This is a genomic window from Bradyrhizobium sp. CSA207 (assembly GCF_029051685.1).
In the GTDB taxonomy this organism is placed as follows: domain Bacteria; phylum Pseudomonadota; class Alphaproteobacteria; order Rhizobiales; family Xanthobacteraceae; genus Bradyrhizobium.
The window spans coordinates 322,651-335,743 of the sequence record NZ_JAACFT010000001.1; the positions used below are offsets into that span (position 1 = coordinate 322,651).

Annotated in this window: 11 protein-coding genes; 7 read left to right on the forward strand and 4 right to left on the reverse strand. The window is 64.3% G+C overall.

Annotation, left to right across the window (positions count from 1 at the left end; translation table 11 throughout):
* Window positions 1-69 precede the first annotated feature (69 nt).
* Window positions 70-567: a hypothetical protein gene (locus tag GWG65_RS01435; protein ID WP_275193501.1), complete on the reverse strand. Its 498-nt coding sequence runs from the start codon at window positions 565-567 to the stop codon at window positions 70-72.
* 443 nt (window positions 568-1,010) lie between these two features.
* Between GWG65_RS01435 and GWG65_RS01440 the strand changes: the two genes are divergently transcribed.
* The 6 genes from GWG65_RS01440 (at window position 1,011) to GWG65_RS01465 (ending at window position 7,188) form a co-directional block, all read left to right on the forward strand.
* Window positions 1,011-1,244 (forward strand): hypothetical protein, encoded by a 234-nt coding sequence (locus tag GWG65_RS01440; protein ID WP_275193502.1) that lies wholly within the window; start codon window positions 1,011-1,013, stop codon window positions 1,242-1,244.
* A 183-nt stretch (window positions 1,245-1,427) separates the two neighbouring features.
* Entirely contained in the window at window positions 1,428-2,312 is an 885-nt protein-coding gene (hpnC, locus tag GWG65_RS01445) for a squalene synthase HpnC (RefSeq protein ID WP_275193503.1), read from the forward strand.
* Window positions 2,302-3,141 carry a presqualene diphosphate synthase HpnD gene (gene hpnD / locus GWG65_RS01450; RefSeq protein ID WP_275193504.1) on the forward strand — a complete coding sequence of 280 codons (840 nt, stop codon included), beginning with the start codon at window positions 2,302-2,304 and terminating at the stop codon, window positions 3,139-3,141. Before hpnC ends, hpnD begins: the two co-directional genes overlap by 11 nt.
* Window positions 3,141-4,409: a hydroxysqualene dehydroxylase HpnE gene (hpnE, locus tag GWG65_RS01455; protein WP_275193505.1), complete on the forward strand. Its 1,269-nt coding sequence runs from the start codon at window positions 3,141-3,143 to the stop codon at window positions 4,407-4,409. Before hpnD ends, hpnE begins: the two co-directional genes overlap by 1 nt.
* Window positions 4,410-4,474: 65 nt before the next feature.
* A complete protein-coding gene (gene shc, locus GWG65_RS01460) occupies window positions 4,475-6,442 on the forward strand; it encodes a squalene--hopene cyclase (RefSeq protein WP_275193506.1) in 1,968 nt (655 codons plus the stop codon).
* Window positions 6,439-7,188, forward strand: a complete 750-nt coding sequence (locus GWG65_RS01465; RefSeq protein ID WP_275193507.1) for a phosphorylase — start codon at window positions 6,439-6,441, stop codon at window positions 7,186-7,188. The genes shc and GWG65_RS01465 overlap by 4 nt, the downstream gene beginning before the upstream one ends.
* 76 nt (window positions 7,189-7,264) lie before the next feature.
* On the opposite strand, the gene hpnH is transcribed toward GWG65_RS01465, so the two are convergent.
* Window positions 7,265-8,425: an adenosyl-hopene transferase HpnH gene (hpnH, locus tag GWG65_RS01470; protein ID WP_275193508.1), complete on the reverse strand. Its 1,161-nt coding sequence runs from the start codon at window positions 8,423-8,425 to the stop codon at window positions 7,265-7,267.
* Between the two features lie 35 nt (window positions 8,426-8,460).
* Window positions 8,461-9,387, reverse strand: a complete 927-nt coding sequence (gene ispH, locus GWG65_RS01475; RefSeq protein WP_275193509.1) for a 4-hydroxy-3-methylbut-2-enyl diphosphate reductase — start codon at window positions 9,385-9,387, stop codon at window positions 8,461-8,463.
* A gap of 462 nt (window positions 9,388-9,849) precedes the next feature.
* Between ispH and GWG65_RS01480 the strand changes: the two genes are divergently transcribed.
* On the forward strand, window positions 9,850-12,438 hold the full coding sequence (locus GWG65_RS01480) for an MMPL family transporter (RefSeq protein WP_275193510.1): 2,589 nt from the start codon (window positions 9,850-9,852) through the stop codon (window positions 12,436-12,438).
* On the opposite strand, the gene GWG65_RS01485 is transcribed toward GWG65_RS01480, so the two are convergent.
* Window positions 12,406-13,041, reverse strand: a complete 636-nt coding sequence (locus GWG65_RS01485) for a DUF2147 domain-containing protein (protein WP_275193511.1) — start codon at window positions 13,039-13,041, stop codon at window positions 12,406-12,408. The genes GWG65_RS01480 and GWG65_RS01485 overlap by 33 nt on opposite strands.
* Window positions 13,042-13,093: the final 52 nt, after the last annotated feature.

The following is a 13,093-nucleotide window of genomic DNA, read 5'->3' on the forward strand; positions in this document are numbered from 1 at the left end:
CAGGAAAAACCCCTGGCTCGCGAAAGCCAGGGGTCTGTTTTGATCTGAGGCGTTGGCGCGCGCAGCGCGTCAGCTCTTCGTCATCGTGATGTTGACGCCGCGGATCTCGCCCTTGGAGCTGATCTGCACCGTCTGCTTGGTGCCGTTGGTGCGCAACGACAGGTTGGCGGCAAAGCCGTTGGCCTCGACGAACACCTCGATCTGGCCGCCGCCGGCGGTGCCCTGCAGATTGCCGAAGATGTTGCGGCTGGCCTCGCTCCAGTTGCCGGAGATGCGGTCACCCTGGCTCGTCACGTCGCTGGTGAGGTCGAACTTGTAGCTATCGCTGGCGCAGTGCAGGGCCTGCTTCAGGCTGAGGCCGCTGCCCGCAACCTTGTAGTCCGCCTTGCAGCGGATGCGCTCGGTGGAGCCGTCGGACAACGACACCGTGCCGGTGCCCGTCCACGCCCCGTCGAAGCCGGCAAACGGTCCGGACGACTGTGCTTGGCCGGCAGTGACCGAGAAGAGCAACGTTGCGCCAATTCCGGCTGCCTTGATCGCCAGTCCAGATCGCCCAAAGAATTTCATCTTAAATATCCCGTTTTGGAACGACGTCCGCTCAAGCACAGGACGTCTCGCCACATCGAAAGTTTAGTGTTCCGAGCCAGTGTCAGGTTCAAAGCCTGACCGGCAGAGACGCGCGCCGCGATCGGGTATCGAGATGTCCCATGTTTCGCAGTGCTTCTGGCGGGAAAAACGCCAACGACAGATGCAGGTCTGCAACAGGTGCCCGGCAAAACGCGGAGTGCCAGAATTATGACGTAGTATCAACCCCTTACATCTGCCAAGGAAGGTCTGGGGAAGACCTGATCTGGCCGGCGTGGCGAAAATTTGGCCGCATTTGCCAGCGCTTGTGCCTTCTCCGATGTCGCAGTCTCCGCGGCAACTCGCCACCAGAACGATCCGCTCCCGCCGTCCGCCCTGTGCTGTCCGGGACCGGTGCGATTCTGCCGTCAGAATGAAGGAATACAATGCGTAAGCTTCTTGTCGCTCTCACCCTGCTGTCGGCATCCCTTTCCACGACGGCGTTCGCCCAGCAAGGCCGCGGCACGGATTCCGAGCAGAAGGCCTGCACGCGCGACGTGCAGAAATTCTGCCGTCCGGTCATCGATCAGGGCGATTTCACCGTCCTGGCCTGCCTCAAGGAGAACCGGGCCAAGATCTCGCAGGCCTGCGATCAGGTCCTGAAGAACCACAACCAGTAAGTTCGGCCGCTGGCCCACAAAAGGCGGCCCCGGGGCTGCCTTTTCGAGCCCGATCCGCAAGGGCAGCCATCGCGAGACAGGATTGGTTTTGCTGCCGTATTCCCCTATATGGGGGCCGCGGCGGCATCGCTGGCGCGAGCGAAAAAAAGCCTTCCTGTCCAAACGATTGTTGATCAGCCCTCGATGACCTCTGCGAACGAATTGCGATCCGGCAAGGGTGACCGCGACGAGAATTTTCCCGTCGCGTCCTGGATCATTCATCCGCGTCATCGCGCCCTGATCCTGGCGTACTACAATTTCGTCCGGACCGCCGACGACATCGCCGACCATGCGACGCTGCCGGCCGACGAGAAGCTCGCTTATCTCGACCTGCTCGAAGCTGAATTGCTCGGCAAGGGCGATACCCAGGCCGAGGCCGTCAGCCTCCGCGGCGCGCTGGCCGAACGCGGCATGGCCCCGCGCCATGCGCTCGACGTGCTGATCGCGTTCCGCATGGACGTGACCAAGCTTCGCTACGAGACCTGGGACGAGGTCGTCCACTATTGCCGCTATTCGGCGATGCCGGTCGGCCGCTTCATGCTCGACGTCCATGGCGAGAGCACCTCGACCTGGGCCGCATCGGACGCGCTTTGCGCGGCGCTCCAGATCAACAACCACCTCCAGGATTGCGGCAAGGATTTTCGCGAGCTCAATCGCGTCTATCTGCCGCGCGATGCGCTGGCCGCGAGCGGCGCCTCGGTCGAGCAGCTCGCCCTGACGCGGTCGCCGCCGGCGATGCTGGCCTGCCTGCAGGCGCTCGCTGTGCGCAACGAAACGCTTCTCAACCAGAGCAAGTCACTCAGCGCAGAGGTCAGGGACTTCCGCCTCGGCGTCGACATCTCCGTCATCCAGGCCTATGCCGACCGCATCGTGCGCCTGCTCAAGGTGCGCGATCCCCTGCGCGAGCGGGTGCATCTGAACAAGCTCGAGCTTCTCACCTTCAGCCTCGCAGGCATGATCGGCGAAGTCGGCCGCCGCGCGATGGGGCGCAGGGCCATGACCAAACCGGGGACTGCTCATGACGCTTGAGGCGGCCTCGCCCGGCGCCAATTATGGCTCGACCGCATCCGGCAGCTCTTTCTACGCCGCGATGCGGATCCTGCCGCGCGACCAGCGCGAGGCGATGTTCCAGATCTACAGCTTCTGCCGCCAGGTCGATGACATCGCCGATTCCGACGGCCCGCGCGACGAACGGCTCGCGGCGCTCCAGGCGTGGCGAGGCGACATCGACGCGCTTTATCAGGGGCATCCGCCGGAGCGCCTGAAAGACTACGTCACTTCGGTGAAGACGTTCGGGCTGAAGCGCGAGGATTTTCTTGCCATCGTCGACGGCATGGAGATGGACGTCCCGCAGGACATCCGCGCGCCCGACATGGCGACGCTGGACCTGTATTGCGATCGTGTCGCGAGCGCAGTGGGGCGGCTGTCGGTGCGGGTATTCGGCCTGCCCGAGGAAGACGGCATCCTGCTCGCCCATCATCTCGGCCGCGCGCTCCAGCTCACCAACATCCTGCGCGACATCGACGAGGACGCGACGCTCGGGCGGCTCTATCTGCCGCGCGAAGCCCTGCTGCATGCCGGCATCACCTCAAGCGATCCGGACCGCGTGATCGCCGAGCGCGCGCTGCCAAAGGTTTGCCTGCCGCTGGCGCAGCGCGCGAAGGCGCATTTCGAGACATCGGACGAGATCATGAACCGCAATCGGCGCCGCGCGGTGCGCGCGCCGCGGATCATGTCGAAATACTATCACGCCATTCTGGACCTCCTGATCGCGCGCGGGTTCAACGCGCCGCGCGAGCCCGTGCGTGTGTCGAAGATCACACGCATTGCCATCCTGCTCCGTTACGCTTTTCTCTGATGCAAAACACAGCTCATATCATCGGCGCTGGAATTTCCGGCCTCTCCGCCGCTGTGCGGCTCGCCAATGCCGGCTTCAATGTCGCCGTGCACGAGGCGACGCACCAGGCCGGCGGGCGCTGCCGCTCCTATTTCGACGGCGCAACCAACCTCACCATCGACAACGGCAATCATTTGCTGCTGTCGGGCAACAGTCACGCGCGGGCCTACGCACGTTCGATCGGCACCGAGGCGGGCCTGGTCGGGCCGGAGCGAGCGCAGTTTCCGTTCGTCGATCTTGCGACCGGGCAGCGCTGGCAGATCGATCTCGGTGACGGCCGCCTGCCGACCTGGGTGCTCGACGAAAGCCGCCGCGTTCCCGACACCGGGCTCACCGACTATTTGAAGCTTGCGCCGCTGATCTGGGCTTCGGAGCAGACGCTGGTCGGCAACTCCATTCCCTGCGAGGGCGTGCTTTATCAGCGCCTGGTGCAGCCGCTGCTGCTCGCAGCCCTCAACGTCGATCCGCCCGAGGGCTCGGCCGGACTTGCCGGTGCGATCGTGCGCGAGACCCTGCTCGCCGGCGGGCAGGCCTGCCGTCCGCTGATCGCGCGCGACGGCCTCAGTGCCGTGCTGATCGAGCCGGCCGTGACGTTCTTGACCGAGCGCGGACACACCGTGCAACTCGGTCACGAGCTGCGTTCCTTCGCGAGCAACGACGGCAAGGTCGGCGCGTTGAATTTCGGCGGCGAGGATGTGATCCAGCTCAGCGACGGCGACGTCGTCGTGATGGCGGTGCCGCCGCGCGCGGCCTCGAACCTGCTGCCGGGCATCAAGACGCCCACCGAATTCCGCGCCATCGTCAACGCGCATTTTCGCATTGAGCCGCCGCCGGGTTCAGCGCCGATCCTGGGTGTGATCGGCGGAACCGTCGAGTGGCTGTTCGCATTCCCCAACCGGCTCTCCGTGACCATCAGCAATGGCGACCGCTTGGTCGACATGCCGCGCGAGGAACTGGCGCAGGCGGTCTGGAACGACGTCTGCAAGGCCGCCGGCCTTTCCGGCGAGCTCTTGCTTCAATTGCCTCCCTGGCAGATCGTGCGCGAGCGCCGCGCCACATTTGCAGCGACGCCGGCGCAGAATTCCTTACGTCCCGGGCCGGTCACCGCGCTGAAAAACCTGTTTCTTGCCGGGGATTGGACTGCTACGGGGTTGCCTGCAACCATCGAGGGATCGGTCCGATCTGGCGATCGCGCCGCCGATCTGGTTCTGGCCGCCAAAGGATCCTGAAAAGCGGCCCTGACGGGTTATTTGTCCCGGTCAATTCAAGCTAACTATCGGAGTAATCGAGCAAGATGGATTCCGTGAACGCGACCGCCCGCGAAGTCCAAAAATCCAGAACGTTGGAATCGAGCATTGCGTCGGCCACGCAAGGCGTCCTCCGCTTCCAGCAATCCGACGGCCACTGGGTCTTCGAGCTCGAAGCCGATTGCACGATTCCGGCCGAGTACATCTTGCTGCGCCATTATCTCGCAGAGCCCGTCGACACGGTGCTCGAGGCCAAGATCGGCAACTACCTGCGACGCGTCCAGGGCGCCCATGGCGGCTGGCCGCTGGTGCATGACGGCGAGTTCGACATGAGCGCCAGCGTGAAATCCTACTTCGCGCTGAAGATGATCGGTGATTCCATCGACGCGCCGCATATGGTACGCGCGCGCGAGGCGATCCACGCCCGCGGCGGCGCCATCCACAGCAACGTCTTCACGCGCTTCATGCTGGCAATGTTCGGCGTCGTGACGTGGCGCGCGGCGCCGGTGCTGCCGATCGAGATCGTGCTGCTGCCGTTCTGGTCGCCGTTCCACATCAACAAGATCTCCTACTGGGCGCGCACCACCATGGTGCCCCTGATGGTGCTCGCTGCGCTCAAGCCGCGCGCGAAGAATTCGAAAGGCGTCGGCATCGACGAGTTGTTCCTGCAGGATCCGCGCTCGATCGGGATGACCGCCAAGGCGCCGCACCAGAGCATGGCCTGGTTCGTGCTGTTTCGCGCGCTCGACGGCATCCTGCGCGTGGTCGAACCGATGTTTCCGAACAGCCTGCGCAAGCGCGCCATCGATGCGGCGCTCGCCTTCATCGAGGAGCGGCTGAACGGCGAGGACGGCATGGGCGCGATCTATCCGCCGATGGCCAACATCGTCATGATGTACGACGCGCTCGGCAAGGACGAGAATTATCCGCCGCGCGCGGTCACGCGCCGGGGCATCGACAAGCTCCTCGTCATCCGCGAGGAGGAGGCCTATTGCCAGCCCTGCGTCTCGCCGGTGTGGGATACGACGCTGACGGCGCACGCGCTGCTCGAGGCCGGCAACGCAGAGGCCGTGCCGGCTGCCAAACGCGGCCTCGACTGGCTGATCCCGAAGCAGGAGCTCGAGGTCAAGGGCGACTGGGCCGTGAAGCGGCCCGACGTGCGTCCGGGCGGCTGGGCCTTCCAGTACAACAACGCCTATTATCCCGATCTCGACGACACCGCGGTGGTGGTGATGTCGATGGACCGCATGCGGCGCGAGCACGGCGCCACCGGCTATGATGCTGCCATCGATCGCGGCCGGGAATGGATCGAGGGGATGCAGAGCGACGACGGCGGCTGGGCCGCCTTCGACGTCAACAATCTCGAATATTATCTGAACAACATCCCGTTCTCCGACCACGGCGCGCTGCTCGATCCGCCGACCGAGGACGTCACCGCCCGCTGCATCTCCATGCTGGCCCAGCTCGGCGAGACCGCGCAGACCAGCAAGCACGTGGCCGATGGGGTCGCCTACCTCAGGAAGACCCAGCATCCCGAGGGCTCCTGGTACGGCCGTTGGGGGATGAACTTCATCTACGGCACCTGGTCGGTGCTCTGCGCCCTGAACATGGCCGGCGTCCGCCACGACGACCCGATGATCCGGAAGGCCGCTGGCTGGCTGGCCTCAATCCAGAACGCGGACGGCGGCTGGGGCGAGGACGCCGTCAGCTACCGGCTCGACTACAAGGGGTGGGAGGCGGCGCCCTCGACCGCCTCGCAAACGGCATGGGCCTTGCTTGCCTTGATGGCCGCAGGCGAGGTTGATCACCCGGCCGTCGCCCGCGGGGTGGAGTACCTGATTGCAACACAGAACGAAAAAGGACTGTGGGACGAGCAGCGGTATACGGCCACAGGCTTCCCCCGTGTATTCTATCTACGGTACCATGGGTACGCGAAGTTCTTCCCGCTGTGGGCGTTGGCGCGGTATCGGAACTTGCGGGACACCAACAGCAGGGTGGTAGGGGTCGGAATGTGACTTTGGGGACGGGGGACTATGTTACCGCGGGCAATGCCATTGATCCGCGGCCAATATTGATTGTGACTGGACTGGTTCAGGAGGCCCGCATCGCGGCAGGGCCCGGAATGGCTGTCATCTGCTCGTCCAGCAGCCCGACCCAGTTGCGCGCGCTCCTGACGGTGCTGGATCCCGAGACGATTCGCGGCGTCATTTCCTTCGGCGTGGCCGGCGGGCTCGACCCGGCGCTGCGCTCCGGCGACGTCGTGGTGGCGACCGAGGTGCTGGCGGGCGATGCACGCTGGGCTGCCGGGCTGTCGCTTGGCGACGACCTCATCGAGCGTCTGACGTCAGGACGCCGCCGCGTGGTGCGGCGCAGCCTCGCCGGCGCGGAAGAAGTGGTCACCGGCCGGTCCTGCAAGGCGGCGCTGCATTCGGAGACTGGAGCGGCAGCCGTCGACATGGAGAGCCATATCGCGGCCGCCTACGCCGCCGAGGCCGGGCTGCCCTTTGCCGCGGTCCGGGTCATCAGCGATCCCGCCCACCGCGCGCTACCGGCGCTGGCCCGCGCTGCCATCAAGCCGAACGGCCAGATCGACCTTTTCGCCGTGCTGCGCGGCATCGTGCGCAATCCGGCAGCGCTGCACGGACTGGTCTCGACCGGCCTCGACTTCAACCGCGCGCTGCGTAGCTTGCGCGGCTGCCGCGACTTCCTGATCGGCACCGAACTCGCCGACAGCGCGGATTTGGTGCCCGAGACGGTTTGAGCTTTTCGATCTGACAACAGAAAAGGCCCGGTCGCGCTGGCGACCGGGCCTTTTTCGTTCGTGCCGACTCGCGCGCCTACGCCGCCGTCGAAGCCTTCCGGGCAGCCTTCTCTTGCGCGGCGGCGGCCTCGTCCTTGCGGATCTCCGACAGGCGCTTCTGCACTTCGGCCGAGAAGATGTACTGAGCCGGGCGCTGCCTGGACATGTCGATCTCCGGCGCCATCGGGCCCGTGGTCCTGATGCCGCGCAGCGACACCCACATTGCCTTGAGCGGGTTGTTCAGCGCGGCGGTCGCCGCCGTCGGTTCGTAGCCGCAATGGGCCATGCAGTCGGCGCACTTTTCGTACTTGCCGGTGCCGTAGGTCTCCCAGTCGGTGGTGTCCATCAGCTCCTTGAAGGTCTTCGCATAGCCTTCGCCGAGCAGGTAGCAGGGCTTCTGCCAGCCGAAGATGTTGCGGGCGGGCATGCCCCAGGGCGTGCACTCGTATTCCTGGTTGCCGGCGAGGAAGTCCAGGAACAGGCCGGAATGCATGAAGTTCCACTTCTTGCCCTTGCCCAACGCAAAGACGTCGCGGAACAGCTTCTTGGTCTTGGTGCGGTTGAGGAAGTGCTCCTGGTCCGGTGCACGCTCATAGGCGTAGCCCGGCGACATCGACACGCCGACGCCGAGCTCGACGGTGAAGTCGAGGAATTTTGCGATCTCCTCGGCCGGATGGCCGTCGAAGATGGTGGCGTTGACGTTGACGGTGAAGCCGCGCGCCTTGGCGGCCTTGATCGCGGAGACGGCGCGGTCGAACACGCCCTTCTGCGACACCGCCTTGTCGTGGTGGTCCTTCAGACCGTCCAGATGCACGGAGAAGAACAGGTAGGGCGAGGGCTCGAACAGATCGAGCTTCTTCTCGAGCAGCAGCGCATTGGTGCAGAGCGAGACGAACTTCTTGCGCGCCACGAGGCCACGCACGATCTCGCCGATCTCCTTGTGGATCAGCGGCTCGCCGCCGGGAATGGCGACCATCGGCGCACCGCACTCGTCGGCCGCATCCCAGCACTCTTGCGCCGTCATGCGGCGGTTGAGGATCGCATCCGGATAATCGATCTTGCCGCAGCCGACGCAGGCGAGGTTGCAGCGAAACAGCGGCTCCAGCATCAGCACGAGCGGATAGCGCTTGCGGCCAAGCAGTTTCTGCTTGAGCAAATAGCCGCCGATACGCATTTCCTTGAAGAAGGGTATAGCCATTACAAGTTTCTTTCTGGGCTTGGAATTCGGGTAGGTCAGCTCGCGGCCAGTTCGGCCGGAAGCCGGAATTCGATGTTTTCCTCGCGGCCCGGGAGCACCGAGACCGTCACGGGTCCGATCCGCCGCAGAGCTTCGATCACGTCATCCACCAATACCTCGGGCGCCGAGGCGCCGGCCGTGAGGCCGACGGTCCTGGCACCTTTCAACCACTCCGGATCGAGCTTGCTGCCATCGGCGATCAGATAACTCGCGACGCCGGCCTCGGTGCCGATTTCGCGGAGCCGATTCGAGTTCGAGCTATTGGCGGCGCCCACCACCAAGATCACGTCGACCAGCTTGCTCAGGTCCCTTACCGCAGATTGGCGGTTCTGTGTCGCATAGCAGATATCCCGGATGTCGGGGCCTTGAATGTCTGTAAATCTGGCCTGAAGGGCCGCGATAATGTCCCTGGTGTCGTCGACCGACAGCGTGGTCTGGGTGATGTAGGCCACTGGCGTATCTGCAGGCAGTGTCAGCGCCTTAACCTCTTCAACGCTCTGGACCAGCAGCACCGGCCCCGGAACCTGGCCCATCGTGCCCTCGACCTCGGGATGGCCGGCATGGCCGATCAGGATCAGGGTGCGACCCTTGCTGATGTAGCGCTTCCCCTGATTGTGAACTTTCGTGACCAGGGGGCAGGTGGCATTCAGCACCGGAAGGTCGCGTGCGGCGGCCTCTTCCTCGACGCTGCGGGCGACGCCATGGGCGCTGAACACGGTCACGGCCTTGGGCGGCACCTCGGACAGCTCCTCGACGAAGATCGCGCCTTTGTTCTTCAGGCTCTCGACGACGTATTTATTGTGCACGATCTCATGCCGCACGTAGACGGGCGGGCCGTACTTCTGCAGGGCCCGTTCCACGATCTCGATCGCACGCACCACGCCCGCGCAGAAGCCGCGCGGTTGCGCCAGATAAACTTCCATTGGCTGCCCATCACGCAAGTTGCACCAATCCGCTCAATCGTCCCCAGCGGCAATCCGATAGCTACCAATGAGTTGCAATATCCGCACCATTGGTTCGCGTAGGCGGTAGCTGCCCACCCGCTTGGGGTTCCGAGCGGAGGAGGGCACAGCACTTTGTGTCAAAAAATCGGCAGCAAGGAAAGGTGCAAGCACGCGGGGTTCCATATCAGGGCAAGTTTCCGGTATTATAGTAGTCGAGGACCAACCAAGCCATGGCGGCATTTTGTGCTCGCCCCTCCGTCACTTTCCCGCCTCAAGTCCCCGTCTATACCGGCCACCCGCATGATTTTGCCTCGCTCTCCAAGCCGTTTACTTCGAACCTTGTTCCGGCGACTGCCACTCAAAACAGCAATAGGTTTCGCCTGGGAACTCCGATAAACAGCGGGCGTTTCCGGCAAGCTGTTAACCGCAGAAAGAAAAGAAGTGCTGCAAAGCGTCGTCGTTGCCATCGTCAGGGCCTGCACCCGGTTTGCCTCCCTCGTCGTCGTCCTCGGGCTCCTGCTGGCGGTGGGAGCGGGCTACTACACGTCGCGGCACTTCGCCATCAACACCGACATCAATTCGCTGATTGCCCAAAATCTGGACTGGCGCCAGCGCGACCAGCAGTTCGACCGCTCCTTCGACCGGGATGCGACGATCACGGCTGTCGTCGAGGCCAGGACGCCGGAGATGGCGAGCGCGGCGGCGGATGCGCTCTTTGCCAAGCTGAAGGACGACAAGACCAACTTCCAGTCGGTGCAGCAGCTCGGCTCCGGTGAGTTCTTCGAGAAGAACGGCCTGTTGTTCCTGCCGACCGAGGAGGTCGGCAAGATCACCGGCCAGTTTGAATCCGCGGCACCCCTGATCGAGATCATGGCCGGCGATCCCTCGATCCGCGGCCTGACCGGCGCGCTGGAAACGGGACTTGCCGGCGTCAAGCGCGGCCAGGTCAAGCTCGACAACACTGGGCGTCCCTTCAATCTGATCGCGCAGACGGTCGAGACCGTGCTCAACAAGGGCAATGCCAGCTTCTCCTGGCGTGAGCTCGTCAGCGACGAGCCGCTGTCGGATTCGGACAAGCGCACCTTCATCGAGTTCAAGCCGGTCCTCGACTACAACGCGCTGGAGCCCGGCAAGGACGCCACCGACGCGATCCGCAAGACTGCGGCCGAGCTGAATTTCCCGACGAAATATCAGGCGCGTGTGCGGCTGACCGGCCCGGTGCCGATCGCCAATGAGGAATATGCCACCGTACAGGAGGGCGCCGTCGTCAACGGCATCGGCACCGTGCTCGTCGTGCTGCTCATCCTATGGCTGGCACTGCACTCGGCGAAGATCATCTTCGCGGTGTTCATCAATCTCTTCGTCGGCCTTGCGCTGACGACTGCCGCCGGCCTGATGATGGTCGGCTCGCTCAATTTGCTGTCGATCGCGTTCGCGGTGCTGTTCGTCGGGCTCGGCGTCGACTTCGGCATCCAGTACAGCGTCCGCTACCGCTCCGAGCGCTACAAGCACAACGATCTCACCGGCGCGCTGGTGCTGGCGGCGAAGCGCTCGGCGGTGCCGCTGTCGCTCGCGGCGATGGCGACCGCGGCCGGGTTTCTCTGCTTCATCCCCACCGACTACAAGGGCATTGCCGAACTAGGCCAGATCGCGGGCGTCGGCATGCTGGTGGCCTTCATCTCCTCGATCACCGTACTGCCGGCGCTCTTGAAGCTTCTGAATCCGCCCGGCGAGCAGGAGCCGGTCGGCTACGCCTTCCTGGCGCCGCTCGATCATTTCCTGGAGAGGCATCGTGTGCTGATTGTCGGCGGCACGTTGCTCCTGGCGCTCGGCGGCCTGCCGTTGCTCTACTTCATGAAGTTCGACTTCAACCCCATGAACCTGCGCAACCCGAGGGCCGAGTCGATCGCGACTTTCCTCGACCTGCGCAACGATCCCAACACCGGCGCCAACGCCATCAACGTGATGACGACGTCCGAGGAGCAGGCCAAACAGGTCGAGGCGAAGCTGGAGAAGGTGCCCGAGGTGCTGCGGGTGATGTCGCTCAACAGCTTCGTGCCGGAGGACCAGCCGCCGAAGCTGAAGCTGCTCGCGCAGGGCGCCAAGGTGCTGAACCCAGCGCTCAATCCGGACCAGATCGACGCGGCGCCCTCGGACCAGGAGAACGTCGAGTCGCTGAGATCCGCCGTCGACAATCTGCGCAGGACTGCCGGCGACGCGAAGGGCCCCGGCGCAGTTGCCTCGCGCCGGCTTGCGGATGGGCTCGAGAAGCTCGCCAATGCGGATGAGGCCATGCGCAACAAGGCGCAGGACGTATTCGTGACGCCGATGAAGATCGTGTTCGATCAGCTCCGGAACGCAATGCAGGCCGAACCGGTTACTCTGAACTCGCTGCCGCCCGATCTCATCAGCGCCTGGAAGAGCAAGGACGGCATCATCCGCGTCGAAGCACTGCCGAAGGGCGATCCCAACGACAACGACACGCTGCGTAAGTTCGCGGCAGCCGTGCTCGTCGCCGAGCCGACCGCGATTGGCGGGCCGGTCTCGATCCTGAAATCCGGCGACACAGTGGTGAGGGCGTTCATCCACGCCGGCATCTACGCGCTGCTGGTGATCGGCTTGCTGTTGTGGATCACGCTGCGCCGGTTCGTCGACGTGCTGATGACGCTGGTGCCGCTTCTGGTTGCGGGCGCGGTGACACTTGAGATCTGCGTGTTGATCGGACTGCCGCTCAACTTCGCCAACATCGTCGCGTTCCCGCTGCTGCTCGGCGTCGGCGTCGCCTTCAAGATCTATTATGTCGTGGCCTGGCGCTCAGGTAGAACAAACCTGCTCCAGACCAGCCTGACGCGTGCGATCTTTTTCAGCGCGCTGACGACGGCGACCGCGTTCGGCAGCCTGTGGCTGTCGAGCCATCCCGGTACGTCCAGCATGGGCAAGCTGCTGGCGCTCTCGCTGGTGACGACGCTCGCCGCCGTGCTGCTGTTCCAGCCGGCCCTAATGGGCAAACCCCGTAATCTCAGGGAGTAGGCAGATGTCGCCGACGGCGTCGGCGGCGCCTTTCTGACCCGGCTTGGCTGCAGCGGTGCTCTTCGGGGCTGCGGTCGTCGGGGCAGGTGCGGCGGCCATCGCCGTTCCTGCGGCTTTGGGCGCCGCGCCGGTGGTCTTCGGCGCGCCGCCCTTGGCGGCGGTGTTGGTGGGGCTCAAAGGGATCGGTGGGCCGACCCGCGTCCAGGTCTCGCCGCCGCAGAGGAACCCCATCACGCAGCCCTTGATTTCGAGCTGGTCGCTACCGACCGGCGTGATGGTTGCGCTGTAGAGCTGGCCATCGTTCGCGTTGTAGACCTGTCCTTCCCACTGATCGGCGCCGGCCTTCTTCCTCATGTCGATCAGGGTGGCCATGCCCAGCGTCGGCCTGTTCTTTTTTGACACATCCGGATTGTTCTCGTCGCGGCCGCCAGGCTGCTTTTCCCAAGAGACTGCGCCCCACATGCTGCCATTGCACTGGGCAACACGAATGTTGGCGACGCCGTCGGCGACCCGCCAGTCGCCGGTCGGGTCCGCGGCCAGCGCGGGGCTCAGGCAAGTGAAACCGCCAGCCAGCAATATTCCGGTGTAAATGGTCAAACGCATGAGTGTTCCTTGGCAGTGCAACATGGTCTAAAGCTGTGCTTGCGAAGATGGT

Bases quoted from the DNA above. Each gene is read 5' to 3' on its own strand.
- GWG65_RS01435 (WP_275193501.1), bottom strand. From the start codon at position 567: ATGAAATTCTTTGGGCGATCTGGACTGGCGATCAAGGCAGCCGGAATT.
- GWG65_RS01440 (WP_275193502.1), top strand. From the start codon at position 1,011: ATGCGTAAGCTTCTTGTCGCTCTCACCCTGCTGTCGGCATCCCTTTCC.
- hpnC (WP_275193503.1), top strand. From the start codon at position 1,428: ATGACCTCTGCGAACGAATTGCGATCCGGCAAGGGTGACCGCGACGAG.
- hpnD (WP_275193504.1), top strand. From the start codon at position 2,302: ATGACGCTTGAGGCGGCCTCGCCCGGCGCCAATTATGGCTCGACCGCA.
- hpnE (WP_275193505.1), top strand. From the start codon at position 3,141: ATGCAAAACACAGCTCATATCATCGGCGCTGGAATTTCCGGCCTCTCC.
- shc (WP_275193506.1), top strand. From the start codon at position 4,475: ATGGATTCCGTGAACGCGACCGCCCGCGAAGTCCAAAAATCCAGAACG.
- hpnH (WP_275193508.1), bottom strand. From the start codon at position 8,425: ATGGCTATACCCTTCTTCAAGGAAATGCGTATCGGCGGCTATTTGCTC.
- ispH (WP_275193509.1), bottom strand. From the start codon at position 9,387: ATGGAAGTTTATCTGGCGCAACCGCGCGGCTTCTGCGCGGGCGTGGTG.
- GWG65_RS01485 (WP_275193511.1), bottom strand. From the start codon at position 13,041: ATGCGTTTGACCATTTACACCGGAATATTGCTGGCTGGCGGTTTCACT.